This is a genomic window from Algoriphagus algorifonticola (genome assembly GCF_007655305.1).
Lineage (GTDB): Bacteria > Bacteroidota > Bacteroidia > Cytophagales > Cyclobacteriaceae > Algoriphagus > Algoriphagus algorifonticola.
Genome location: NZ_VLOG01000053.1, coordinates 11,507 through 35,641, shown reverse-complemented (window position 1 = coordinate 35,641; position 24,135 = coordinate 11,507). Strand labels below are relative to the sequence as shown.

General features: G+C 40.4%; 22 protein-coding genes. 8 read left to right on the top strand and 14 right to left on the bottom strand.

Annotation, left to right across the window (positions count from 1 at the left end; all coding sequences use genetic code 11):
* The first annotated feature begins 96 nt into the window (after positions 1-96).
* From era to FL972_RS14250, 4 genes are all read left to right on the top strand, one after another.
* Positions 97-990 (top strand): GTPase Era, encoded by an 894-nt coding sequence (era, locus tag FL972_RS14265; RefSeq protein ID WP_144606285.1) that lies wholly within the window; start codon positions 97-99, stop codon positions 988-990.
* Position 991: 1 nt separating this feature from the next.
* Entirely contained in the window at positions 992-2,305 is a 1,314-nt protein-coding gene (gene der / locus FL972_RS14260) for a ribosome biogenesis GTPase Der (protein ID WP_144606283.1), read from the top strand.
* A gap of 75 nt (positions 2,306-2,380) precedes the next feature.
* Complete coding sequence (locus FL972_RS14255; RefSeq protein ID WP_091652562.1) at positions 2,381-2,578, top strand: hypothetical protein; 198 nt, start codon at positions 2,381-2,383, stop codon at positions 2,576-2,578.
* 66 nt (positions 2,579-2,644) lie between these two features.
* On the top strand, positions 2,645-3,268 hold the full coding sequence (locus FL972_RS14250; protein WP_144606281.1) for a SprT-like domain-containing protein: 624 nt from the start codon (positions 2,645-2,647) through the stop codon (positions 3,266-3,268).
* Positions 3,269-4,583: 1,315 nt separating this feature from the next.
* On the opposite strand, the gene scpB is transcribed toward FL972_RS14250, so the two are convergent.
* The 4 genes from scpB to FL972_RS14235 form a co-directional block, all read right to left on the bottom strand.
* Entirely contained in the window at positions 4,584-5,144 is a 561-nt protein-coding gene (scpB, locus tag FL972_RS14245) for an SMC-Scp complex subunit ScpB (protein ID WP_144606279.1), read from the bottom strand.
* A gap of 4 nt (positions 5,145-5,148) precedes the next feature.
* Positions 5,149-5,532, bottom strand: coding sequence for a TraR/DksA family transcriptional regulator (locus FL972_RS14240; RefSeq protein WP_091652554.1), 384 nt, complete (start codon positions 5,530-5,532; stop codon positions 5,149-5,151).
* Between the two features lie 213 nt (positions 5,533-5,745).
* Positions 5,746-5,916, bottom strand: coding sequence for a hypothetical protein (locus FL972_RS19450; protein ID WP_186300121.1), 171 nt, complete (start codon positions 5,914-5,916; stop codon positions 5,746-5,748).
* Positions 5,917-5,984: 68 nt separating this feature from the next.
* The gene (locus FL972_RS14235) at positions 5,985-8,489 is read right to left on the bottom strand and encodes a lamin tail domain-containing protein (RefSeq protein ID WP_144606277.1); all 2,505 of its coding nucleotides are present in this window, start codon (positions 8,487-8,489) and stop codon (positions 5,985-5,987) included.
* 229 nt (positions 8,490-8,718) lie between these two features.
* Between FL972_RS14235 and FL972_RS14230 the strand changes: the two genes are divergently transcribed.
* The 3 genes from FL972_RS14230 (at position 8,719) to FL972_RS14220 (ending at position 11,473) form a co-directional block, all read left to right on the top strand.
* Positions 8,719-8,973 carry a hypothetical protein gene (locus FL972_RS14230; protein WP_144606275.1) on the top strand — a complete coding sequence of 85 codons (255 nt, stop codon included), beginning with the start codon at positions 8,719-8,721 and terminating at the stop codon, positions 8,971-8,973.
* A gap of 289 nt (positions 8,974-9,262) precedes the next feature.
* Positions 9,263-10,255, top strand: a complete 993-nt coding sequence (locus tag FL972_RS14225) for an aspartate-semialdehyde dehydrogenase (RefSeq protein WP_144606273.1) — start codon at positions 9,263-9,265, stop codon at positions 10,253-10,255.
* Positions 10,256-11,473 carry a class I SAM-dependent methyltransferase gene (locus FL972_RS14220; RefSeq protein WP_144606271.1) on the top strand — a complete coding sequence of 406 codons (1,218 nt, stop codon included), beginning with the start codon at positions 10,256-10,258 and terminating at the stop codon, positions 11,471-11,473. It abuts the gene before it with no gap.
* Positions 11,474-11,780: 307 nt separating this feature from the next.
* Here FL972_RS14220 and FL972_RS14215 read toward each other — a convergent pair whose 3' ends face one another.
* From FL972_RS14215 to FL972_RS14180, 8 genes are all read right to left on the bottom strand, one after another.
* Positions 11,781-12,035 carry a DUF4834 family protein gene (locus FL972_RS14215; RefSeq protein WP_144606269.1) on the bottom strand — a complete coding sequence of 85 codons (255 nt, stop codon included), beginning with the start codon at positions 12,033-12,035 and terminating at the stop codon, positions 11,781-11,783.
* A gap of 67 nt (positions 12,036-12,102) precedes the next feature.
* Positions 12,103-14,922 (bottom strand): carbamoyl-phosphate synthase large subunit, encoded by a 2,820-nt coding sequence (gene carB, locus FL972_RS14210; protein WP_144606267.1) that lies wholly within the window; start codon positions 14,920-14,922, stop codon positions 12,103-12,105.
* Positions 14,923-15,062: 140 nt separating this feature from the next.
* A complete protein-coding gene (locus FL972_RS14205; RefSeq protein ID WP_144606265.1) occupies positions 15,063-15,362 on the bottom strand; it encodes a hypothetical protein in 300 nt (99 codons plus the stop codon).
* Positions 15,363-15,366: 4 nt separating this feature from the next.
* Positions 15,367-16,947 carry a M1 family metallopeptidase gene (locus FL972_RS14200; protein ID WP_144606263.1) on the bottom strand — a complete coding sequence of 527 codons (1,581 nt, stop codon included), beginning with the start codon at positions 16,945-16,947 and terminating at the stop codon, positions 15,367-15,369.
* A 22-nt stretch (positions 16,948-16,969) separates the two neighbouring features.
* Positions 16,970-17,467, bottom strand: a complete 498-nt coding sequence (locus FL972_RS14195) for a GNAT family N-acetyltransferase (protein ID WP_144606261.1) — start codon at positions 17,465-17,467, stop codon at positions 16,970-16,972.
* Positions 17,468-17,545: 78 nt separating this feature from the next.
* A complete protein-coding gene (locus tag FL972_RS14190; protein WP_144606259.1) occupies positions 17,546-17,983 on the bottom strand; it encodes a UPF0158 family protein in 438 nt (145 codons plus the stop codon).
* A 96-nt stretch (positions 17,984-18,079) separates the two neighbouring features.
* Positions 18,080-18,724: an alpha/beta hydrolase gene (locus FL972_RS14185; protein WP_144606257.1), complete on the bottom strand. Its 645-nt coding sequence runs from the start codon at positions 18,722-18,724 to the stop codon at positions 18,080-18,082.
* 3 nt (positions 18,725-18,727) lie between these two features.
* On the bottom strand, positions 18,728-19,207 hold the full coding sequence (locus FL972_RS14180) for a cytidine deaminase (protein WP_144606255.1): 480 nt from the start codon (positions 19,205-19,207) through the stop codon (positions 18,728-18,730).
* A gap of 111 nt (positions 19,208-19,318) precedes the next feature.
* Between FL972_RS14180 and FL972_RS14175 the strand changes: the two genes are divergently transcribed.
* Positions 19,319-20,653, top strand: coding sequence for a saccharopine dehydrogenase C-terminal domain-containing protein (locus tag FL972_RS14175; protein ID WP_144606253.1), 1,335 nt, complete (start codon positions 19,319-19,321; stop codon positions 20,651-20,653).
* Positions 20,654-20,666: 13 nt separating this feature from the next.
* Here the strand turns inward: FL972_RS14175 and FL972_RS14170 are convergent, their stop codons facing one another.
* Both FL972_RS14170 and FL972_RS14165 read right to left on the bottom strand, forming a co-directional pair.
* Positions 20,667-21,734: a DUF4249 domain-containing protein gene (locus FL972_RS14170; protein WP_144606251.1), complete on the bottom strand. Its 1,068-nt coding sequence runs from the start codon at positions 21,732-21,734 to the stop codon at positions 20,667-20,669.
* Position 21,735: 1 nt separating this feature from the next.
* On the bottom strand, positions 21,736-24,135 hold the full coding sequence (locus tag FL972_RS14165; protein ID WP_144606249.1) for a TonB-dependent receptor: 2,400 nt from the start codon (positions 24,133-24,135) through the stop codon (positions 21,736-21,738).

Below are 24,135 nucleotides of genomic sequence, written 5' to 3'. Positions count from 1 at the left end.
TATTTTCATTATTTCAATTGCCCTTCCGGCGAATTGTGATACAAAGGTAAGGACAAACTCTCAAAAATCAAGTACCTTTGTAAAAAATTTAGTGAAATGTCGCAAAAATCTCATCAGGCTGGATTCGTCAATATCATCGGGAAACCCAATGTGGGCAAATCTACCCTCATGAATATTCTGGTGGGGGAAAGAGTCTCCATCATTACTTCCAAAGCTCAAACTACCAGACATAGAATCGTCGGACTTACCAACGCCCCTGACTATCAGATCGTTTTCTCTGATACTCCAGGTATGCTCAAACCTCAGTACGAGCTCCAGAAAAACATGATGAATTTTGTCAACATTTCTCTGGAAGATGCGGATATCATTCTTTTTGTGACAGATTTATTCGAAACAGCCGCAGACATCGAGCATGTCATCGAAAAAATCAATAATTCCGGAGTTCCAGTCCTTTTGGTCATCAATAAAATTGACCTCGCAAAACCCGGACAGCTTGATGAAGTAACCAATTACTGGACTTCACTCATCAAGGCTGAATTGGTAATCCCAATATCTGCTCAGGAAAAATTCAATACCGAAAAAATTATGCAGGAAATCTTGGACAGACTTCCAGAACATCCGGCATATTATGATAAAGAGGAACTTTCAGACCGTCCTGAACGGTTCTTTGCCTCCGAGATTATCCGTGAAAAGATCTTCACCAATTATAAAAAGGAAGTTCCCTACAGCACAGAAGTCAGCATAGAGGATTTCAAGGAAGATGCAACCATCATCCGCATGCGCGCCAATATCTATGTGGAGCGAGATAGCCAAAAAGGGATCATCATAGGAGATAAGGGAAAAATGCTCAAAAAGGTCGGAATCGAAGCCCGCCAGGAATTAGAAGCATTTTTCGGAAAGAAAGTCTATTTGGAAACCTTCGTGAAGGTGGAGCAGGACTGGAGAAAAAATAAATTAAAACTGAAAAAATTTGGGTACGACCCATCTTGATATGGCAAACATAGTAGCAATAGTAGGAAGACCAAACGTAGGAAAATCCACACTTTTTAACCGCCTGGTAGAGGAAAGAAAAGCGATAGAAGACAACATGAGCGGGGTGACCCGAGATCGCCATTATGGCCATGCTCAATGGTCCGGAAAATTCTTTTCTGTCATTGATACCGGTGGATATGTCACTGGGTCCGATGATATCTACGAGGCCGAGATCCGCAAGCAGGTAAAGCTGGCAGTTGAGGAATCTGACGTAATTCTATTTGTCGTGGACTGCCATGATGGTCTTACTGATTTGGATAAGGAGTTTGCCGATGAACTGAGATCCAGCAAAAAGCCAATTTTCATCGTAGCCAACAAGGCTGACAATTTGGAAAAATCCCTAATGGCCAATGAATTTTACGCTTTGGGATTGAGTAATTTCGAGATTTTCCCCATAGCCGCAGTGAGCGGAAGTGGAACTGGCGAATTATTGGATGAGGTTGTGGAGCAATTCGAAGATGAAGGAGAAGAGGATCCGGATGCAGGTATTCCAAAAATTTCAATTCTGGGAAGACCCAATGTGGGAAAATCCAGCTTCCTCAATGCCCTTTTAGGTAAGGAAAGATCCATCGTAACCAACGAAGCAGGAACAACCCGCGATGCAATCCATACGCGCTACAAACTATTTGGTCAAGACTTTATAATTACAGACACGGCAGGTATCCGTAAAAAAGCGAAAGTAAAAGAGGATGTGGAGTTTTATTCCGTGATGCGTTCTTTGCGAACTTTGGAAGAATCGGATGTAATTATCGTAATGATCGATGCTACTAGAGGTCTAGAGTCTCAGGATATCAACCTGATTTCCCTGGCAATCAAAAATAATAAGGGCGTCATGATCATGGTGAACAAGTGGGATCTTTTGGAAAAAGACCACAAGACCATGAATAAAATCAAGGATGACATGATGGAAAGATTGGGTGAACACAAGTGGATCCCGATAATTTTCACTTCAGTAACTGAGAAGCAAAGGATTTTTCAAGCGATAGAATTGGCTGTGAAAGTCTACGAAAACAAAAACCGTAGAATTCCAACTTCCAAATTGAACGATGTTTTGCTTCCAGAAATTGAACATTATCCGCCACCGGCATGGAAAGGCAAGTACATAAAAATTAAATATGTAACTCAATTGCCTACAAAAAATCCGGTTTTTGCATTCTTCTGTAATCTCCCCCAATACATCAAAAACCCTTATACGAGGTATTTGGAGAACAGGTTGCGAGAGAACTTTGATTTTGAGGGAGTTCCGGTAAAAATTATTTATAAAAACAAATAAAAAATATTTGAGCGGTTCTTGCATTATTGAAAAAACTTAATCTACATTTGTATCGAATTAAGAAAACCACAAAAAATGAAAAAAGTATTTGCAATTTTCGCAATCGCTGGCTTGATGGCAACTGCATCTTGCGGCAACAAAGAAGTTTCTGAAGAAGCTACTGAAGTAGTAGAAACTGTTGAAGAAACTACTGAAGAAACTGTTGAAGCAGTTGAAGAAACTACTGACTCTGTTGAGGTAGTAGTTGAAGAGACAGTAGAAGAAGTTAAGTAATTTCTTTCTTCCGAAAAATTCGAGAGTCCCCTCACCGGGACTCTTTTTTTTTTGCTACTTTTCGATATGAATTCATCGGAAAAACTCCGACTAATCCTGAGCAAGCATATTCCTGCCAACAGTCTCCCCTACTGCCTACGCTTATGGGAAGAAAAGCCATTTAATTTTACCGTTTCGAAATCACGAAAATCCAAATTAGGAGATTTCCGATACAGAAGGGACAGAAGTATCCAAACCATTACCATAAACGGGGACTTAAACCCATACCAGTTCTTACTCACCTTTATTCACGAAGTAGCTCATCTTCACACCTTCTTAAACTTTGGAATAGAAATCGCACCGCATGGGCAGGAATGGAAGCATGCCTTTCAAAAACTCCTTAGCCCATTGCTTACAGTCCAAGTATTTCCGAGGGACCTGCTAATCCCCCTTCAAAGGCACATGCGAGCTCCCAAGGCTAGTTCTGCTCAAGACTTGTTCTTGATGAAAGAAATGAGCAAATACGACCTACAAAAGGATCTGGAAACAAACTCCTTTCTTTCAGATCTCCAATTGGGAATTACATTTGAATTGGAGGGAAGAGTTTTCAAAAAAGGAGAAACCCGAAGAACCCGGGTATTATGTGAAGAGATCAAGACCGGTAAAAAATATTTAATCACGCGCTTAGCTAAAGTTAAGGTAATTGGGTAAGATTCGATGTGGCAATCTTACTTTTTCTCGATGAGGCGCAGCGGCGCAACGTATAGAGTCGTCTCTGCGAGCGCGGCTTGCGGAGCGAAGCAGTCTCAAAAACCTATATAGTTACTTAGTTAGTGGTTATTGGTTATTAGACTCTCCATCCTAGCAAAAATCAAATCGCACCGCTGGTGCTCTGGAAAGTTTATGACTTTATTCTCTACAATCAGATCGCACCTCTGGTGCTCTAAAAGGTCCCTTCCACTGAAAGCCTCGGAGAGGAGTTTTGTTTGTAGAAACTTGATATATGAGTAAACAAGAGCTTCAGAGAAGCGATGTGATAGTTAATTCTTATAGTTTCTAACAAAAGATAGAAGAGGCAAAGATTTTAAAAAGTTATGTTTTCCATGCTTCCTTCGTGGCTTTAATATAAGTCTCGCTGAGGCGCAGCCGCGCAACGTATAGAGTCGTCTCTGCGAGCGGAGCTTGCTGAGCGAAGCAGTCTCAAAAACCTATATAGTTACTTAGTTTGTGGTTATTGGTTGTTAGACTCTCCATCCGAGCAAAAATCAAATCGCACCGCTAGTGCTCTGGAAAGTTTATGACTTTATTCTCTACAATAAGATCGCACCTCTGGTGCTCTAAAAGGTCCCTGCCACTTAAAGCCTCGGAGAGGCGTTTTGTTTGTAGAAACTTGAGATATGAGTAAACTAGAGCTTCAGAGAAGCGATTTGATAGTTAATTCTTATAGTCTTCTGCAATGAATAGAAAGGGCAAAGAATTTAAGTAAGTTACGTTTTCTATGCTTCCTTCGTGGTTTTATTATAATTCTCAGGGCGGCGAAGCGACGCAACGTATTGAGCCGTCACTGCGAGCGCAGTTTGCGAAGCGAAGCAGTCTCAAAGCTCCATTTAATTACCTAGTTATTGGTTATTGGTTATTGGTTATTGGTTATTAAGCTTTCTTACCGATCTTATATCAAATTGAATCCTAACTCTCTAAACTATTGTGGCTATGTGGTTTTGTAAAAAAATTCTAAAAGCGAAGCAAAAGGTTTTTCTCCTGTAGAAGCTTAATGGACCGAAGCTAAAATTGACTGCCTACTACTCCATATCTGTTTTAAGATTTCTGAATTCAGCTTTCCAAAAGGGTTCGCAGTGATGCTATACTTACTGAAAACTGCACACTTTTCAGCATTCTCACTTTATAATTCAGCCTTTTAAGACTGCTTCTGCTCACTGCCAACTGAAGACTGCTTTACTGAAAACCGCCTTCTACCTACTTTTCAGACTTCAAATTTCAGCCTTCTCACTTCAAACTTCATCCTTCCCTACTCCCTTTCCTCTCCTATTTGATTATCAGGCTGGGAAAAATCCTTGGGTTGTGGTAGTTCCTGAATGGAATTGATGCCAAAATATTCCATAAACTTTGGCGAAGTGCCATAGATCAAGGGACGACCGATTTGATCAGATTTGCCCTTTATTTCTACAAGCTCCTTTTCTAAAAGTTTTTGAACAGAATAATCGCAATTCACACCACGAATCTGCTCAATTTCTCCCTTTGTCACTGGTTGCTTGTAAGCAATAATGGAAAGGGTTTCCATTTGGGCCGTGGAAAGTCTTTTTTGGCTTTGCTGCTTCAGTAAAATAGCAATGGAAGTCTGGTAAGCAGGTTTGGTTAAAAACTGATAACCACCCCCAAGCTTTTCCAAAGCAAAGGAAAAGTCTTCTTGCTTATACTTCTGCTGAAGTTCGGCCAATGCCTGATCAATATGGTCCAAAGGCACATCCGCCTCAAACATTTCACTCAGGCACTTATGAATTTCGTCCTTCCCCAAAGGAGAAGGACTGCAAAATATCAATGCCTCAATATGCCGATGAAGGAAATCCAAAGACTTATTTTTTAGCCAGTTTAGCTTCTATTGAATGCATAGTGTGTGGCACAGCCTTTAACCTTTCTTTAGCGATTAGCTTGCCCGTATCAACGCATACACCGTAAGTACCATTCTTGATTCTAATCAGGGCATTCTCCAAGTTGATGATAAATTTCTGCTGACGGGCTGCCAATTGGCTCAAGCTCTCTCTTTCCAAGGTATCCGCACCATCTTCTAACAATTTGGATGTCGAAGCTGTGTTATCGGTTCCACTGTCATTTTTCTTACTGAGGCTTTCTTTCAAAGAAGATAGCTCTTCCTTAGCCACTGCCAACTTTTGAAGAATGATTTCTTCAAATTCCTTCAGCTCTTCCTGAGAATAAGCTGTTTTTTCTTCCTGACTCATAGTATTCAAATTAAGTAATAGTACTGGGACGATAATTAACTTTAAAAGTTCCCTAAAATACATGGAGCACTTGGATTTACAAAAAATAAAAGGAAACCGATCATCAAAAAATACAATTTGGAATCAGTCAACTTTACCAAAACAATTTTAGAATAATAGGATCGAAAAAATTAATGAAAAGATCCGAAAATCAGGAGGCCATAAAAAAAGCCGTTACGCTACGGCTTTTCCTTTATTCATTAATTTATCGATTCGTTTTTGAAGCACTAATGGATCAATATCTATCCGATACTTCAATTTGAGGTATTGAATTACCTCATTTACTTCTTTTCCTTCGGCAATACAAAGCTTTTGTATAGCCTGATTGATGATTCCGGTTTCCATGGGCTTGAGGGGATGATTAGAACTAAGTTACTGATTTTTAAACAGATCTAGAAACCATTTACAAAAAATTAGAGTCTTTCAGCAATTATGATAGTCTTTTTGATTTGCCGCACATTCCCATTTAAATCAAACAAATCAGCTACAAGGATATAATATCCAGTCCGAACTCGCCCTCCATTTGAATTGGTACCCGTCCAAGAATACAGGCCTGATGTCCCCAAAATTTCATTCTGACCCAAAATCGCAACAATCCGACCAGCCATGTCATATATTCTAAAAGTTCCCACCCAGCCTGGCTCATTTAATTCGTACCTGATGGAGGTAAAAGTGTTTCCATTACTTCCTTCCGGGTCAAATACCTCCGGTTCAACCTGGATTAAATCCCCCAAAAACTCTTCTTCAATCAACTGAGAATTCTTCGTTCCGGGAGTCGCATAGCCCATAGACCCTGAAGCAGAATGCCAATTGGAAAGCACTGTAGCAGGGCTTTGCAAGGAAATCCTTTCCAATGAAACTCCCTTCGTATCCCTAAGCAAGGGGTGATGTAAACTCTCACTATACCGAAAGCTCTCTGCTAGCTCATCTGATGGAGCAAGCAATACTACTGTTCCGCCGGCAATCGGGTAACTAGGCAAAGTATTTACTTGATGAAATAAGCCCATAGCGGACAAAGGATAGTCATATTTAAGCTGAACCGTATCTGTACTTATGGCTAGTTGCGCATTGGGAGGAATTACCAAACTTCTTTGGCTGATTACCCTTATTTGATTGAGTATTCCTTGCACATCTAAATTCGCCAGCTTCCAGCCTCTTAGGTCCAAATAGCGATTTGTAGCATTCACCAACTCCACAAATTTGGGACTTCCTGTCCGGGAGTTGAATAGCACTTCATTGATCATCACATCTCCGATTTTAGCTTCTGAGGCACGAAGAATTTTGATTTCAATCTCTTCCAATTCATTCCCGCTACAATCTTGAAATCCATGAATTTTTAAAGTGGCTGGATTATTTTCCGGAAATGGATTTTGAAAAAACAATGTCACTTCATCGCTATTAATTCCAACAGAGTCTATTTCAATGATTTCTTGAAAACTCAAAAAGTTAGGAAAATAGAGGTTTTGCAGGGGTTCAGAAAATGTCAAAACCAAAGCCTGCTCATTTAAAAATTCAAATGCAAGTAACTCTGGCTTAACTAGGTCTGGACTTAAATCGAAAACCGAATTTTCTTGTCCAGGAGTCCCTCTGAAGGGTGCTATAGAAGGAAGAAGAAAAGGACTTTGGTCGCATTTCAATAATGGATTGACTACTTCCAGACTATATCCTCCCCCACTGAATTCAGTTCCTCTCCAAGAAGCTGCTGTATAGCTAACTTGGTCAATTTCTTTTCCGTTTCTGTCACTTAATTGAACTCGATCTCCTGAGTTGAGTAATGTTGGCCAAGAAGAAACGGGAATTACCGACCCAAAAGGCAAAAATTGATTGGCTTGGTTGGTTGGAGCAAGAATAGTGTAGGAATCTGGCTCTAACCAAAAATTACCAAGAGCAGTCGTATTTCTAGAATTTGAAAGCTGAACTCCCTCTACCCTGACAGGATAATCACCGATGTGGAGCAATTCTATATATTCTACATTCGGAAGGTCATTACCATCTCTTGGAGCAGGCATCAGCTCATTGATGACCAAAGTCTTAAATGGAATGTTGGTAGGATCGAAGAAAGTAAAATTGACCAGTGTATCTTCTAAAAAATTACCCTCTAAATCAGCTATTTGCCGGACTCTCAAATCATATAAGCCCCTGTGAACTAAAGTATCCTCGAAGCTTAAATACACCAAAGAATCTTGCCTGAGAATAGCTGACTCTGGCTCCTTTTCATCCAGTAGATAATTCAATTGAATTTGCGAAAAAACAGGATCCAATTTTTCAGAAAAGGAAAGTTCTAATGTTTTATCGTCATATCCCCGAACATTCAGCAACCTGGGAGCTTCTAAATCCTCTTCGATATCCCCAAACTCGAAATCATCCATCAAAAAACGGGCACATGATCCAGTCCCGGAACCAAATCGAATTTCCAGTTTTAAAAAGATTTCGGGCTCAACACTCAACTCTTCAGGGAGCAGAATTTCAAATTTTCTAAACTCCTGATCTTCATTGGCAAATTCATTTTCTGAGCCTAATCGAAACCAAGAAGAAGGATTATTTTCCAAACTTTTTTCGAATGAATAGAAAGCCTCCGCCGGACGAGTGCCAGATCCATTTCTGACTGCTTTTGCCCAAAATTGAATCTTCGGGTTTTCATACATATTTGGATTCAGCCGGATAAAAACTTTCCCGTCAAAGGTAGAAATTGGCTGAACTGCCAAGGCCTTGGAAGCATTTCGTCCTTGGCTGGATTGAAAAATACGAGATGAGCTGGACCTCAGCTCGTTTCCACTCCATCCCGGAATAAATTCTTGTGGATGATTTACAATTTGAAAATCCTCTTCAAAGCCCTCCCTTTGATTAGCTCCTTTTAAAGTCGCTGCCTGAACTAGTAGCAGCACAAAAAGAAAAAGTCCATCTAAAAATCTGACCATAAACCTTCTAGTCTAAAACCAATAAACTAATCTAATAAATCAAAGTTGATTATTTAAATTTTAGTCTAGAGAAATTATCTATTTGGTTCCTTTCTAGAAATGCAGACTATCATCCTTATTGGATATAAAAAGCTTTGCGTCTTCAAAAACTTAAAAGCCAGCCCAATGCTCGGATTCAGCCTATTTCATAACAAAACAAGATGGGAGCAGTTTTTTAAGAAAAGAGGTTATGAGAGAATATCAGATTCATTATAAAAACGGGAAGACAAAACAAATTCAATTTGCCGGCAGGGAAGACTTGTTGAAAAAGCTTTTTGATGGAGACGAAGAAAAACTGAAAGCAGAAGTAAATCTGTTGAGATGGGAATCTTCCGCTATGTTTTTTACAGAAGACCCACAAACAGGAAAAGTGGAATCCCAAATTACCACTGCGGATACTAACCCTTATGGTTGGAGGAGAGAAGGAAAATTTGAAGACGAGTAAATTTTAAAACCAATCTCAAGATTTTCTGCTGTTCTGCTTTTGATTTTTTATCACTTGAAGACTTTTAGCACGCTTTAAACTGAATTTGATAAAAAGTAATTCAACAAATCGATTCAATAAATTTCAGTATAAATCTGAAAATGAATGCATAGCTGTTAATTTTACAGCTTGAAAATAATTAACCTATTCAAACCATCATGAAATCGAGCACGACGCAAGCGACACACACTGAGATGATTGTAAATTGTGCGAGATTCCATCTGACCTCTAAAAATCAAAATATAAACAGATGAAATTAGCTGTGGTAGGAGCAACCGGCCTGGTTGGCTCTGAAATTCTAGAAGTGCTGGACGAGCACAATTTTCATTACGACGAATTGCTATTGGTCGCTTCCGAGCGCTCAGTAGGTAAACAGATTGAATACAAGGGAAAAAAACATACAGTCATCGGCTTGGCTGATGCTGTAGCTGCCAAACCACATATCGCAATTTTTTCAGCGGGCGGTAGCACTTCACTAGAATGGGCTCCTAAGTTTGCTGAAGCAGGAACTACCGTCGTGGACAACTCATCAGCCTGGAGAATGGACCCGAGCAAGAAATTGGTGGTACCGGAAATCAATGCGAAAGAACTGAGCAAAGAAGACAAGATTATCGCCAACCCTAACTGCTCAACCATTCAGATGGTATTAGCATTGGAGCCTTTGAGACACCAATATGGGATCAAAAGAATTGTGGTCTCTACCTATCAGTCTGTAACAGGCACAGGTAAAGCAGCCGTAGATCAAATGATGGCAGAGCGCGCAGGTGAAGCTAATCCGCCTATGGTTTATCCTCACAAAATTGACATGAATGTACTTCCTCATATTGATGTATTCCAGCCAAACGGATACACCAAAGAGGAGATGAAAATGATCAATGAGACCAAGAAAATCTTCAGTGACAACAGCATCCAAGTAACTGCGACTACCGTCAGAATCCCTACTATGGGAGGCCACTCTGAATCCGTCAATGTGGAGTTCAACAAAGATTTTGATTTGGACGAGGTAAAAAAATTACTTGATGAAACTCCGGGAGTAATCGTACAGGATGATCCAGCCAACTTTGTCTATCCTATGCCGATCAATGCACATAAGAAAGATGAAGTGTTTGTAGGAAGATTAAGAAGAGACGAATCTCAGCCAAACACCCTCAACATGTGGATTGTGGCTGATAATTTGAGAAAAGGAGCAGCTACCAACGCAGTCCAGATTGCTTCCTTTTTGGTAAAGAATCAATTGGTCTAAATGGACTTTAGCGAGTTTCATACTACTGAATTCCAACAATTTGTGCAGGATCATCTCAGTGAAGATCCTGCACTTTTACTTTTAAAATATCAGGGAAAAACAAGCTTTGACCTAAAGGCCGCTGTTCAACAAATTGCTGCAAGACAAAAAGCTTCCAAAAAGCTTCAGGAATGGGTGTCCAATCCACAAATCATTTTTCCACCTAGTATTTCCTTGGAACAAAGCTCATCAGAAGAAACTGCCAGAAAGAAAGCTGAAGGACTGAATGGAAAGTGGATGATAGACTTGACTGGAGGTTTTGGAGTGGATTTTTATTATTTAAGCCAAGGCTTTGAAAAAGGAATCTATTGTGAAAAGCAACCCGAGCTTTTCCAGATCTCAAAGTATAATCTAGAGCTATTGGGACACTCCAAAGGATTAGAACCCTTGAAGGATTTAGAAAACAAATTTGATTTTTTTGAAGGAGATGGTTTGGGATTTTTGGAGAAAACTGAGCTTCATTTTGACCTCATCTATGCTGATCCTGCTAGAAGAGGTATAGGAAATCAAAAACTCTACAAGCTAAAAGATTGTCAGCCTGATTTGGTTTCGGTTTGGGAAGATTTAAAAAAGAAGGCAGATGAAATTCTTTTGAAGTATTCCCCTATGCTCGATCTCAGTCAGGCTTGGTCAGAGCTACCTGAAATTCAAAAAATCACCATTCTTTCCGTGAAAAATGAAGTAAAGGAGCTTTTGCTTCATTGGAAAAAGGATAATACCTCGCATAAGAAAAAGGTGGTTGCGATTGATTTGGGCGGAAATTTACCGGAGTTTGAGTTTGAAAGGGAAGAAGAAGAACTTGCCCAATCCTCATTTGGAGAGGCAGAAAAATACCTGATTGAGCCTTCCAGTAGCGTATTAAAAGCTGGGGCTTTCAAATTATTCGGAGCACGTTTTGGCCTAAAGAAACTGGACTCTAACAGTCACATATATACTTCAGAAAACTTACCTCAAAATATCCCAGGAAAAGTCTTTGAAATACTTGAAGAACTCCCTGCCAAGAAAAATGAACTGAAAAGCCGATTCCCTTCCGGCAAAGTGAATGTGATTACCAGAAATTACCTAATGGGGACAGATGCCCTGAAAAAGAAAATGGGCGTGAAAGATGGAGGGGAAGATTTTTTAATTGGCACCAAGACTTTGTCTGGGTATAAGCTTTTTTGGTGCAGAAGAAAATGAATCTCTCTTTCTTCAAAATTACCGTAGGCAATTAAGCTAGGTAGCCGTGGATTCTCCAAGAAAATCCCTCCATGCCGGAGGTATGGAACATTAATATTTTCTTTCACCCCTACAGGGTGAAGGGAGGTCTCCGATTATCTTATTGCCACCAAGCTTTAATCCCTAACAGGATTTTCCATGACTACAGGTAACAAACAAATAGCCAGAATTAAAACCCATAATTCTGCCCAGTGTCTGAAAAAATGACAAGTTAACTTTAATAATTCACCCAATAAATCAAGCACCCTTTAATAAAAAAAGTGAAGGATTACTCCTTCACTTCTTCATAATCGACGTATTCACCGCCTTCTATATCTTTTTTCCGTTTTGCTTCATGAGATTTGGGAATGTAATCAACCGAGATATCTTCTTTAGGACTTGATTGAGATTGCTGGGCTCTTCTTTGCTCTCGCTCCATCTCCTGAACATGTGCCGCAAACCTTGCCAGCTTTGTCCTCAAGAAGTAGCGAATCAATTGACCCAACAACCATCCTATACCTAAAACTATGATTATAAACTTCACTTAATTTCTCTTTTTTAACTTTTAATCGAAGTCTTATTCCAGTAAATTTTCAGCCTTCTTGCTTCCCTTATCTACTCAGATAGAGATTTCTTTCGGAATATATCTTCAAGAAATAATCATCCATCAAATCATCTATGAAGTAAATCGCTTCACCCGTAGACTTCATTTCTGGACCCAATTCCTTATTTACATTCGGGAATTTGTGGAAGGAGAAAACTGGCTCCTTGATTGCATAACCCTTTTTGGTAGGTTTGAATTCAAAATCAGTCACTTTTTTCTCCCCAAGCATCACCTTAGTCGCATAATTCACATAAGGCTCCTGATAGGCTTTACAGATAAATGGTACGGTTCTGGAAGCTCTTGGGTTGGCCTCAATCACATAAACCTTATCATTTTTGATCGCAAATTGAATATTGATCAAGCCGACCGTTTTAAGGGCCAAGGCAATCTTTTCTGTGTACGTTTCAATCTGACGGATTACCAAATCTCCCAAGTTGTATGGAGGCAATACCGCGTAAGAATCTCCTGAGTGGATACCTGCAGGTTCGATATGCTGCATAATCCCGATGATGTACACATTTTCTCCATCACAAATCGCGTCGGCCTCAGCTTCAATCGCACCCTCCAGGAAATGATCCAGCAAAATTTCATTGTTTGGAATATCTTTTAGCACATTTACCACATGCTCTTCCAACTCTTTTTCATTGATCACGATTTTCATCCCTTGACCACCTAATACGTAGCTAGGTCTCACCAACAATGGGAATCCAATGGTTTTGCAAAGCTCAAGCGCTTCATCTGTGTTGTGGATCGTTCCAAATTCAGGATAAGGCACATTGTTTTCTTTCAAAAGCGTAGAGAAAAGACCTCTATCTTCCGCCAAATCCAATGCTTCAAAGCTGGTACCGATAATCTTGATTCCATACTTATCCAGCTTCTCGGCCAATTTCAATGCAGTCTGACCACCTAACTGCACAATTACCCCTTCAGGCTTTTCGTGCAGGATAATCTCATAGATATGCTCCCAGAATACCGGCTCAAAGTAAAGCTTATCTGCTACATCCGGATCTGTCGAAACTGTTTCCGGATTACAGTTGATCATGATAGTCTCATAGCCCAACTCTTTAGCTGCCAAAACTCCATGAACGCAAGAGTAGTCAAACTCAATCCCTTGGCCTACTCTGTTTGGTCCAGAACCAAGCACCACCACTTTTTTCTTATCCGATCTAACTGATTCATTTTCATCGCCAAAAGAAGAGTAGTAGTAAGGTGTTTGTGCTTCAAACTCAGCCGCACAGGTATCTACTAATTTGTAGACTCGCTTGATCCCCATTTCCTCGTAGCGCTTGGTGAAGACTTCACTTTCCAAGCAACCCAACAAATGAGCAATCTGCCTATCAGCATAGCCTTTCTTTTTGGCCAAATCCATCAGTTCGAATGGGATGGTATCTATCTCATATTTTTCAATTTCACCTTCCAGGTGAATCAATTCTTCTATTTGCTTCAAGAACCACTTGTCGATTTTGGTCAAATCCTGAATGGTTCTAAAAGAGATTCCTAACTTGAATGCATCATACACATGAAACAATCTATTCCAGCTAGGATTAGCCAAGGAGTATAAAATCTGTGCTTGATCTCTCAATTCTTTTCCATCAGCACCCAAACCATTTCTCTTGATCTCTAGGGATTGACAAGCTTTTTGCAAAGCTTCTTGGAAGTTTCTCCCAATTCCCATGACCTCTCCTACTGCCTTCATGGAAAGTCCCAATCGACGGTCAGATCCTTTGAATTTATCGAAATTCCAACGAGGAATTTTCACAATGACATAGTCAATGGATGGTTCAAAATATGCCGAAGTAGTTCCCGTTATAGAGTTTGGCAACTCATCCAAATTATAACCTATAGCCAATTTGGCAGCCACTTTGGCGATTGGATACCCGGTAGCTTTAGAAGCTAGCGCAGAAGATCTGGATACTCGTGGGTTGATCTCTATCCCAATGATTTCTTGATTATCAGGGCTGACAGCAAACTGTACATTACATCCCCCGGCAAAATTCCCGATACTGTTCATCATAGTAATCGCATAATTTCTCATGCGTTGATACACGGTATCCGGAAGGGTTTGAATCGGTGCAACTGTGATTGAATCCCCGGTATGCACACCCATAGGATCAAAGTTTTCGATGGAACAGATAACGATCATATTTCCGATGTTATCCCGCATGACCTCTAGCTCATACTCTTTCCATCCCAAAATACTTTGCTCTATTAACACCTCATGAACAGGCGAAGCTTGCAAACCTGCACTGAGTAATCTTTCAAAATCTTCTTCTTTTTCTACAAAAGCGCCTCCAGCACCACCTAGGGTATAGGAAGCACGGATAATTAAAGGAAATCCAATTTCCTGTGCGATTTCTTTTCCTTGAAGAAATGAGGTGGCAGTAGCTCCTCTACAAACTCCTACCCCGATTTTTTCCATCAAAGCCTTGAATTTTTCCCGGTTTTCAGCTGTATCGATGGCATCGATATCCACCCCGATCATTCTTACTCCGAAATTTTTCCATATTCCTGCTTTTTCGCAGTCAATGGCCAAGTTTAAAGCTGTTTGACCACCCATAGTTGGTAATACCGTATCAATGTCCGGATGATCTGTTAGAATTTTTTTGATGGATTTCTTTTCCAGTGGGAGCAAATACACGTTGTCTGCTGTCACCGGATCTGTCATAATCGTCGCTGGATTAGAATTGATCAAGGTGACAATGATGCCTTCTTCACGAAGAGATCTGGATGCCTGCGAACCTGAATAGTCGAATTCGCATGCTTGACCGATGACGATGGGACCTGAACCGATGATGAGTACGTGCTTGATACTACTGTCTTTAGGCATTAGAGAAGGAGGTTGAAGAGAAATTTTTACTTAAGTCCAAATTGGGGCAAAATTAGAAAAATATTCTAAAGGGGCATGGATAAGTTACAATTAAGTCCCCAAAACTGCCCAAATATCTGAAAAAAGCCTTTACTAGAATTTTAGCTCAGTCGAAAAAGCAAAAATGTCAGTAATCCTAAAACAGTAAGTGTCAGTAAAATCAAGGTCACTCGAAGGAGTTTTTTCCTCAAAATCAAATCGGCAGGATTTAATTCCCTGACCCTGCCTTCCTTCTTAGCTTTCTCTTCCAGTGCTATTCCAATTGGTAAGCCAACCGCTATACCTGTTCCCACAAATGCGAAATTTCCTAATGCCAAACTCAAGGCTATCCCGATAGGAAAGCCCATCAAAAGACCAATCATGACATAGTATCCCTGAGCTTGCTTTTTTTTGGCCTCCATTTTTTTAACGCTTTAGCATGAACCAATAATTTGGATCTATTACTGGTAAAGTTTGGCTTTTGATAAGCACCGGCTTTAAGCCTAGATTCACCTTTTGCATTCCCTCAGATGTTCCAATCTCCACAAGCATTTCAAAGTCAATTCCTTTCAAACTCACTTGCCAGCCCTTTTTGCCCTTATTTTTCACCTCCACTTCAGGAAGGGAGGTTGTCAATAAATATAAATCGAAAAAGCCACGCAGATCTTTTCCAGAGTAATCTAAAACGAAGTTTACAAAATCATCCGAATTAACTCGATTTTGATAAGTAAATCGATCATCATTGGCAAAAGCCTTCAGCATAGGGAAGAATAATTCATCCCCTAGAAAACCTCTCAGTGAGTGCATGATATAAGCTCCTTTCGTGTAAATTTCAGGATGATAGGCCTCTTCTTCCGTGCTGTTGGGAGGACTTTGTACCGACTTGGCATGCGGAATATTTCGAAGCTCTGATTTCACTTTTTTCAAATACGCTTCTTCTCCTCCATGCTCCAGATAAAACAGCCAATCTCCATATGCGGTGATGCCTTCATGAATCCACATGTCTGCCCAATCTCCTACTGAGACTTTATTTCCAAACCACTCATGCCCTAATTCATGATGTAAAAGCCAGTCATATTGAACCTTTCCCATAGGTACAAACTGGAAATTATTCCCATAGGCATTGATGGTCTGATGCTCCATCCCCAAATAAGGAGTTTCCACTACCGCGATTTTATCATCCGGAAATGGAAATGGTCCAAAATACTTCTCATGAGTTTTGACACTTTCCTCCAACACCTGAAGTAATGCCGATGCTTTTCTTCTATTTTCCTGCAAAACATACACTACCAGAGGAACCTGTCTCCCTGATACACTGGTGAAAATAGAATTTTCTTCTTCAAAAACTCCCAGAGTAAAATTGATATTGTAATTATTGATAGGATATTCAGTAGCCCAGTGAAAGGTGGTTTTCTCCTGTCCTTTTTGGGTATCCAATAAACGACCATTAGAGGCTACGAAATAGGGATTTGGCGCAGTGAAATAAAGATCAACTCCTTGACTGGGCTCAGAACTGGGGTGGTCTAATGCCGGCATAAATATTTTTGCTCCTTCTCCTTGAGAAGATAATCCCATCCAATGGTTTCCTAGTCTGTCCTTTTCCCAGGAAAAACCTCCAGTCCAAGGCGGGTTGATAGCTATGGGAGTTTTTCCTGAATAATGTACTGTGACTTGATCACAGGTGCAGTCTATGGGAATAATATCCAAAATATCATTTTGATGGGAAAATGTGACTTCCTCCCCATTCATAATCACTTTGGATACTTCGTATTCATCAATCAGTTGGAAACGGAGCGTATCTAATTTATCAGAACTATCAAAAGTGATGGTATTAGAACCCGCAATGGATTGATTTTCGGGAAAAAGTTCTAGTCTCAATTCATAATGGACTATGCTAAACTTACTTTGGAGCGGGTCCATTGGACCTCCCCAATCCCAATTTTGTGCAAGGGAAAATTGACAACAAAACAAAGTCAGTATAAGGAGTAGCAGGGATAATTTTTTCATGGAGGTAAGATAAGAAAATAGCCTAAGAAGGATAAAGCCTATAAAGCATCTCCAAAAGATGAACCCCAAAATTTCTGGATTTCATTTGAGAAACTTTTTTGAAACCATAACGCTCATATAGACTAATGGCAGGGTCTAAGCCTGAGGTAGTATAAAGGTAAGCTCCTCTGTACCCTTTTTCTTTGTAGAATTCCATCCACTCTTCCATTAATCTTTTTCCCAAACCCATGCCTCTGTAAGTTTTTTCCAGGATAAAATAACGGAGTTGGGCCTGTTCATCTTGTCTATGCATCAAAAGTAAAAATCCGACCATTTTTCCTTCTGACTCCACCACCCAGACTTTATCGCGGTTGGCATCATATTGTCGGTAAAACTCCAAAAGGCTGTCCATTACATAGGCTTCGAAACCCAAACCAAAATTATGTTCCTCCGCATAAATTCTTCCGTGCAGGGCGGCTATTTGCCCCAAATCTCCAGGGTTCAGTTGATTTCGAATGAAAATCTTAGCTTCAGTTTCCATAGAAAAATAATTGAGAGCCTATGAAACTACTCAAAATCAGGCAAAAAGAAAACCGCCAAGATATCTTGGCGGCTACTTTTAATTCTCTGCGTAGTTGAAACTATCTACTTGTTCCTTGACCCAATCCTGATATTTGGACTTTCGGTATTCAGCCCAATCTTCCCTGTATTTGGACTCATCAATCAAAAATTTAAATGCTGTCATTGATTTGGGCTTGGTCAGTGCATTGACCAAATCCTCGGCAAGATTTCTCTCTTTTACCCTTCTATCAATGAAATCCTGCATGACTTGATGCTCTTGAGGAACTTCCATTTTGGTAAACTCCGCGAAATTATCCGGCTCAGCATCAATCTCGTCTAAAATATCCTCTTCGTCAGGAGTCAGATCATAGTTGAAATAATCTTCATCATCAGGCATAAAGTGGATTTTCTTTTTGTCGATCTGGTAAAAACAGACCATACCTTTAAGTAATTGGGCAGCAATGAAATCTACCTCTTTTTCTGTAAGCGAAAGCATGGATGGTTTTGAAATATTTTCAGAAAAATAACGAATGTCAGATTCTGGATCAATTATTTTTTAATGTTACAAATCATGCGCCAAACTAGGAACAATTTACTTGACTTTCATCATCATTTTTAAAATTTCTGTATCAAGTTCATGTCCTCCCTCAAATGTGATCTTTTCAATCGATTTCCCCAAAATTTTGATCAGTTCCTCCTGCTTATCAATGCTTTCCGGAGTAATCAGTTCGTCTTGAGTACCCAAAACTATTTTCAAGTCCGTTTGGGAAAATTTACCTCTTGCATCCTCTAACTGCATGTCATGCGCAAAACCTCCTGCCCATAATATCAGAGTATCCACCTCACCCGACCATCTGCTAGCCCATCTGGTAGCAGTTGCAGCACCTTGAGAGAAACCCAGAATCTTAATCTTTGGCTTCTTTTCAAATTTCCTGAGATATGACTCCATTAACTCATCTAGGTATCGATGGTTATTTTCAATCGCTTTTTCCCGCTCATGCCTAGTCATCCAGTTGGCTCCAACTCTACCTTGAAAATCCTTCAAATAAGCATAATTAGTCCCTTCCGGAGCTATAAATAATCGGTTTTCCTCAAAAAAGGGCTGGAATTTTCTGATAAAAAACTCAGCCAATTGCCCGTAGCCATGGAAAAGCAACCAAATTTCCTTTTCCCGAAAATCAGGCTCTTTGGAAACTACATAATGAGCCTCATATTCAAATCGTATACTTTTTTTCAAAATCTAGCCTTTCAGATCATTGAATTTAAGAGGAAGCAGATTTTCCACTCCATCTATGCGGTAGATTTTCCCATCAGCTCTCAAAAAAAGCATTTTTATGGCCTGATTAAACCGGTTTTCAACTTCGTTGATCGTTTGCCTGCAGATACCACATGGAGAAACTACCGCCCACTGATCCTCTCCCGCTCTTTGCGCTACTACTGCCATCATAATTGGAGCAGATTGCGGATAATTAGCTCCAGCATAGCCTAAAACCAGTTGCTCGGCACAAACTCCTGCGGGGAAGCTGACATTTTCCTGATTACTGCATTGAAGCATATTCCCATTTTCTAAAAGAACTGCCGCTCCCACTCGAAAAGAAGAATAAGGAGCATAGGCAGCTTGACTGATAGACTTTGCTTTTTCCACCAATGCCTGCTCTTGTGGATCTAAATCTGAAAAATCCAGAATCTCTAAATAACTTTTTACCTCTATTTTTTGCATGTAATGAATTGCTTGGGGGAAATCGAACGAGTAAATTAATGATTTGTTCAACAAAAACTGGATTTCTCCCTTTTTCCTGCGAGTTTTATCAGGAGAACTCAAATTTTACTCATGCATAGTATTCTGATTTTAGGAGGCGGAAAATCCTCCACTTACCTCATCGATTATCTGGCAGACTCTTGTCAAAACAAAGACAGGAAATTGATTTTAGCAGACCTGGATGAAAAAGCAGCTTTGGAAAAGCTCAAAAACCGCCCCAATACTTTCGCAAAATCTTTGGATGTTTCCGATCCTGAAAAAAGAAGATCGCTTATTCAGGAATCCGACCTGGTGATCTCCATGCTTCCTGCCTTTATGCACCCAACGATTGCCAAAGACTGTTTGGATTTGGGAAAGCATTTTTTCTCCGCCTCTTATGTATCTGAGGATTTGAAAAAAATGGCTTCAAAGATCAGTGAAAAAGGATTGTTTTTTCTGAACGAATGTGGCTTGGACCCAGGAATAGACCACATGTCTGCGATGAAAATTATTGATGAAGCAAAGTCAAAAGGACATCAAATCACCTCTTTCAAATCCTACTGCGGTGGACTCCTTGCACCTGAATCAGAAGATAATCCCTGGAAGTATAAATTCACCTGGAACCCAAGAAATGTGGTGTTGGCAGGTCAAGGCACTTCGCGTTATGTCGAAAAAGGAGATCTAAAATTCATTCCTTATCATAACCTTTATAGGAGGCTTGAATCCATACATTTTAAAGGATTGGGAGATTTTGATGGCTATGCCAACCGGGATTCTTTAAGCTATAGAAAAGTCTATGGTCTTGAAAATATCCCAACCTTACTTAGAGGAACATTGAGAAGGGCAGGTTATTGCAAAGCTTGGAATGTGTTCGTTCAGCTGGGGATGACGGATGATAGTTTCGAGGTAAATTTCCCGGAAAACAGTACGCTTCGGGATTTCATCAATGCATTTTTACCCTATGACCCTCAACTTTCCGTGGAAGAAAAATTAGGAGAGTTGATCCAAGATTTGGATTTCCCAACCTTTGAAAAATTACAATGGCTGGGTTTTTTCAGTGATCGAAAGCTGCCAAAAACATCCGGAAGTCCTGCCGCCTTACTTCAAGCAATTTTGGAAATCGACTGGGCTTTGGGGAAAGAAGATCGGGATATGATCGTGATGCAACATTTATTCGAACTAGAAACTGATCAAGGAAAAGAGGTACTCACATCAAGTTTAGTCTGCTTTGGAGAGGATTCGACCTACACCGCCATGGCCAAAACTGTAGGATTACCCCTCGCAATTGCGGTGGATTTATTTTTGGATGGAAAAATAAAACTAAGCGGATTACATCTACCCATCCTCCCAGAAATCTACCTACCCATACTGGAAGAGTTGGGAAAAAGAGGGATCATATTCCAAGAAAAATCTGAATTCCAGCCATAGACCGGAATTCAGACTAAGGATTCCAATCAGCAGGCGGAGCGAGTTGGGCTCCAGGAACTTCCCTGCAATCATCGGGAATAATTGCTTTGTTTTGCCGGAAGGTTAAATCATTCTGGTCTATATAAATTCTTCTGACAGTCTCTGCACCGACTATAAAGTAACCTAAAACCACTTCTTCAGGGTTTTCCAAATTAATCATATTGCCACGAATACTTGCAGGAGGAGGATCAAAGACAGAACCACTGATTTCTGTTTGTTGCTTTACCAACCTGAGAAAGCGGTAGGCTTCCTGTGAAATGCTCATCTGTCTCACATCTACCCGGTAGGTCTTGACAAAGCGCAAGCCATCATCTTCAATAAATCCTACTGGAATTCGGGTAGTCAAGCCATTGAAATTATCATCGTTGGCAATAAATATACTTTGGTTTCCTACTTGTTCAGACCTAAAACATGCAATACAGCAAGGTTTGGGCTGAGGATCACGACTTGGGTTAGCATCAGATGGTCGAGGGGTAAATAGGTCAGGTCTGGTCTCCAAAACATAAACTGACGGCCCATTTCGCCAGAAGTAGAAGTTATTTTCATCCACAGGATCATTGATCTCTGCTATCAACTGAACTCCTGATCTATCATTCAATTCTCCTTCTACAGGAATCCGAACAGTCTGAACACTGAGATTATTGATTTCAGGCACTGCATTTACTTTCTCAGGAAAAGAAGTATAGACTGTTCCATCTGGCGTTTGTATCTGCAAGGTGTAGCTTCGTCCAAGCTGGGCAGCAAAATTTTCAGGTGTAAAATAAGCTCCTCTATCATTTGCTGACTCAGCTAGAAAAACTACATTTCCCAAATCATCTCTTACAATAACCGTAGCACCTGTGACTGGCCGTATCAGCCCTTCAAATACAGAACCATAAGTTGCACTTCTAGTCAGTCGAATTACCTGTCTACCCGGCTGTGTGGTAATCATTCCCTCTATGGTAAGCAACTGTTCCCCTTCCCCAACTTCCACTTCATAGGGATCAATGCAGGCCATAGGCAGCATCAAAAGGACGTAAAAAAGCTTTTTAAATACTCTCATCTCAAAACTTAATTGAATAGCTTAAACTTGGTAAAGGAACTCCCAACACTGCCAAACGAAGGGCTTGAGGAGGTGCTCCTGCTTCATCCACAAAAAAGAGAGAGAATGGATTTCTTCTCCCGTACACATTAAGCACGGAGAAGGTCCAATCACCATCATAGAACTTGCCTTTTCCTTTCAACTTAAAATTCACTGAAAGGTCCAGTCGGTGGAAATCCGGAAGTCTCTGTTCATTTCTTCTGTCAAAGAAAGCTAGATTATTCCCTGAGTAATCAAACTTGGCCTCAGGAAAAGTAACTGGTCTCCCTGTACTGTATCCGAAAGTTGCAGAAATAGAGGTATTGGTGGAAACCTTGTAATTTCCTATCAAAGTCAGGTCATGAGGCTTATCGAAATTGGAAGCAAACCATTCTCCATCGTTGATCATTTCTTCCTCAAATGGTGTGATTACTCTTCTCAAGCTTCTGGAATAGGTATAGGACACCCAACCTGTCAATCTTCCCAAATTCTTTTTCACATACAACTCAATCCCATAAGCCCTGCCCTGTGCCGGAACAAGCTCTGTTTCAAGATGATTTTGAAGAATTAGATTAGCACCATCTTTATATTCCACTACATTCTGAATGTCCTTGTAGTAGACCTCAATAGAGGTCTCGAAAATATTACCCTTGAAATTGTTATAAAATCCCAAAGAGTATTGATCTACAACTTGAGGATTCAAAAACTCGTCACTCAACTTCCAAACATCTGTCGGCGCGATGGTAGCAGTATTGGAAATTAAATGGATGAATTGATACATCTTGTTGTATCCTGCTTTGATAGAGCTGTATTTGGAAAGCGAGTAGCGAATCGAGCCCCTAGGGCCAAGTCCATCATAGGAAATGATGTTTTCACCATCCGCATAACTTCTTTCCGAAATAGCTGATCCTTCAGATTTAGGTTGGTTTTCGGCATATTGTCTCACCGTCCTTGGCCCCAAATACTGATACATGTCATACCTTAATCCGTAGGATATCCCAATTTTCTCTCCGAATTCCAATTCATGCTGAAAATGGACCCCGGATTCCCTACCAAATTCATCCTGCACTTTTTTGGGTAATATCCCGGATTCCTGCTCGCTGGAGGGGATCAATTCACCGGGCTGAACAGTCAAATCTTTGAAATCACCGCCAAAAGTCACTCTATTATTTTCTCCAATCTGATAAGTCATGAAGGCCTTCATTCCGAAATCCTGAATTCCTGAATTCAAATCAAAATCATTGATCCCTGATCGATTAAAGATGCTGTAATCATATTGGGTATAATAACCCAAAGCCTCCAAGCTCAACTTCTCGCCAAACTTGCTTTTCCACTGAAGAGAGTGAGAATTATTTTTCCAGGAAATTGTAGTATCTGAGGCAAAAGCAAAATCATCGTAAGAGGTGTAATAGCTATAAGTGAATTCATTGTTTTCAGAAATAGGCGCTGAAATCACCAAATTGCCATCATAAAAATTCGCCTGCGAATTATTCAAGTCAGGATTGCTCAAAGCACCCAAAAACCAATTGATATAGGAGCCTCTAAAGCCTCCCCTGACAGAAAGTTTGTTTTTAATCAGGGGACCATTGACACCTATTTTCCCAGAAAAATTACTCAACATCAAGTCTCCTCCCCATTTGTCAATACTTCCGGTTTTTGGTAGAATATCCAAAATGGATGAACCCCTGCCCCCATATCGAGTGGGAATCACAGACTTGTACAAAGTCACATCATTCACCACATCCGCATTGAAAGAAGTAAAGAGCCCAAAAAGGTGAGTTGGGTTATAAATTGGAGCCCCGGCAAACTGAATTAGGTTTTGGTCTGCTCCTCCTCCACGGACATTCAATCCTGCTGCTGCCTCACCAACTTGCGAAACACCCGGAAGTGTGGCCATAGAGCGAATAATATCGACTTCCCCGAGGAATGGCGGGAGTTCCTTGATGGAATTCATACTCAAAGTAATCGCTCCCATATCGGTAGATCGAATATTTTTCTCCGGATCTCTTCCGAAAATCACCACATCATCCAATTGAAAATCTTCTTGCAGCATTCGAATAGACATTCTTCCATCTCCTACAGCCACAATGGGATATTTGATGGTTTCATATCCCACATATCTAAACTCCAAATTGTATTCTGCCCGGTCAAGGACCAGCTCAAACCCTCCATTGGAATCGGTGATACGCGTGATGTTCAATTCAGGAACTGTAACAGTCGCGCCCACCAGTGCTTCGCCTGTAATCTCATCCATTATCCGTCCTGAGATTTTGATGTTTTTCAATTGCCCTATATCTCTACCTACTACCTCCCTTTTGGGTTGGGTTTGGGTAAAAGCCACATGTGTGAGCAAGAAAAGTATAAGAGGTAAAAGTCGCTTCAT

Excerpts from the sequence above, each read along its gene's own strand:
- FL972_RS14250 (WP_144606281.1), top strand. The coding sequence starts at position 2,645 with ATGAATTCATCGGAAAAACTCCGACTAATCCTGAGCAAGCATATTCCT.
- FL972_RS19450 (WP_186300121.1), bottom strand. The coding sequence starts at position 5,916 with ATGGAAACCGGAATCATCAATCAGGCTATACAAAAGCTTTGTATTGCC.
- FL972_RS14205 (WP_144606265.1), bottom strand. The coding sequence starts at position 15,362 with ATGGAGGCCAAAAAAAAGCAAGCTCAGGGATACTATGTCATGATTGGT.
- era (WP_144606285.1), top strand. The coding sequence starts at position 97 with ATGTCGCAAAAATCTCATCAGGCTGGATTCGTCAATATCATCGGGAAA.
- FL972_RS14225 (WP_144606273.1), top strand. The coding sequence starts at position 9,263 with ATGAAATTAGCTGTGGTAGGAGCAACCGGCCTGGTTGGCTCTGAAATT.
- FL972_RS14235 (WP_144606277.1), bottom strand. The coding sequence starts at position 8,489 with ATGGTCAGATTTTTAGATGGACTTTTTCTTTTTGTGCTGCTACTAGTT.
- der (WP_144606283.1), top strand. The coding sequence starts at position 992 with ATGGCAAACATAGTAGCAATAGTAGGAAGACCAAACGTAGGAAAATCC.
- FL972_RS14255 (WP_091652562.1), top strand. The coding sequence starts at position 2,381 with ATGAAAAAAGTATTTGCAATTTTCGCAATCGCTGGCTTGATGGCAACT.
- FL972_RS14170 (WP_144606251.1), bottom strand. The coding sequence starts at position 21,734 with ATGAGAGTATTTAAAAAGCTTTTTTACGTCCTTTTGATGCTGCCTATG.
- FL972_RS14200 (WP_144606263.1), bottom strand. The coding sequence starts at position 16,947 with ATGAAAAAATTATCCCTGCTACTCCTTATACTGACTTTGTTTTGTTGT.
- FL972_RS14230 (WP_144606275.1), top strand. The coding sequence starts at position 8,719 with ATGAGAGAATATCAGATTCATTATAAAAACGGGAAGACAAAACAAATT.
- FL972_RS14180 (WP_144606255.1), bottom strand. The coding sequence starts at position 19,207 with ATGCAAAAAATAGAGGTAAAAAGTTATTTAGAGATTCTGGATTTTTCA.
- FL972_RS14190 (WP_144606259.1), bottom strand. The coding sequence starts at position 17,983 with ATGCTTTCGCTTACAGAAAAAGAGGTAGATTTCATTGCTGCCCAATTA.
- FL972_RS14195 (WP_144606261.1), bottom strand. The coding sequence starts at position 17,467 with ATGGAAACTGAAGCTAAGATTTTCATTCGAAATCAACTGAACCCTGGA.
- FL972_RS14220 (WP_144606271.1), top strand. The coding sequence starts at position 10,256 with ATGGACTTTAGCGAGTTTCATACTACTGAATTCCAACAATTTGTGCAG.
- FL972_RS14175 (WP_144606253.1), top strand. The coding sequence starts at position 19,319 with ATGCATAGTATTCTGATTTTAGGAGGCGGAAAATCCTCCACTTACCTC.
- FL972_RS14240 (WP_091652554.1), bottom strand. The coding sequence starts at position 5,532 with ATGAGTCAGGAAGAAAAAACAGCTTATTCTCAGGAAGAGCTGAAGGAA.
- FL972_RS14165 (WP_144606249.1), bottom strand. The coding sequence starts at position 24,135 with ATGAAGCGACTTTTACCTCTTATACTTTTCTTGCTCACACATGTGGCT.
- carB (WP_144606267.1), bottom strand. The coding sequence starts at position 14,922 with ATGCCTAAAGACAGTAGTATCAAGCACGTACTCATCATCGGTTCAGGT.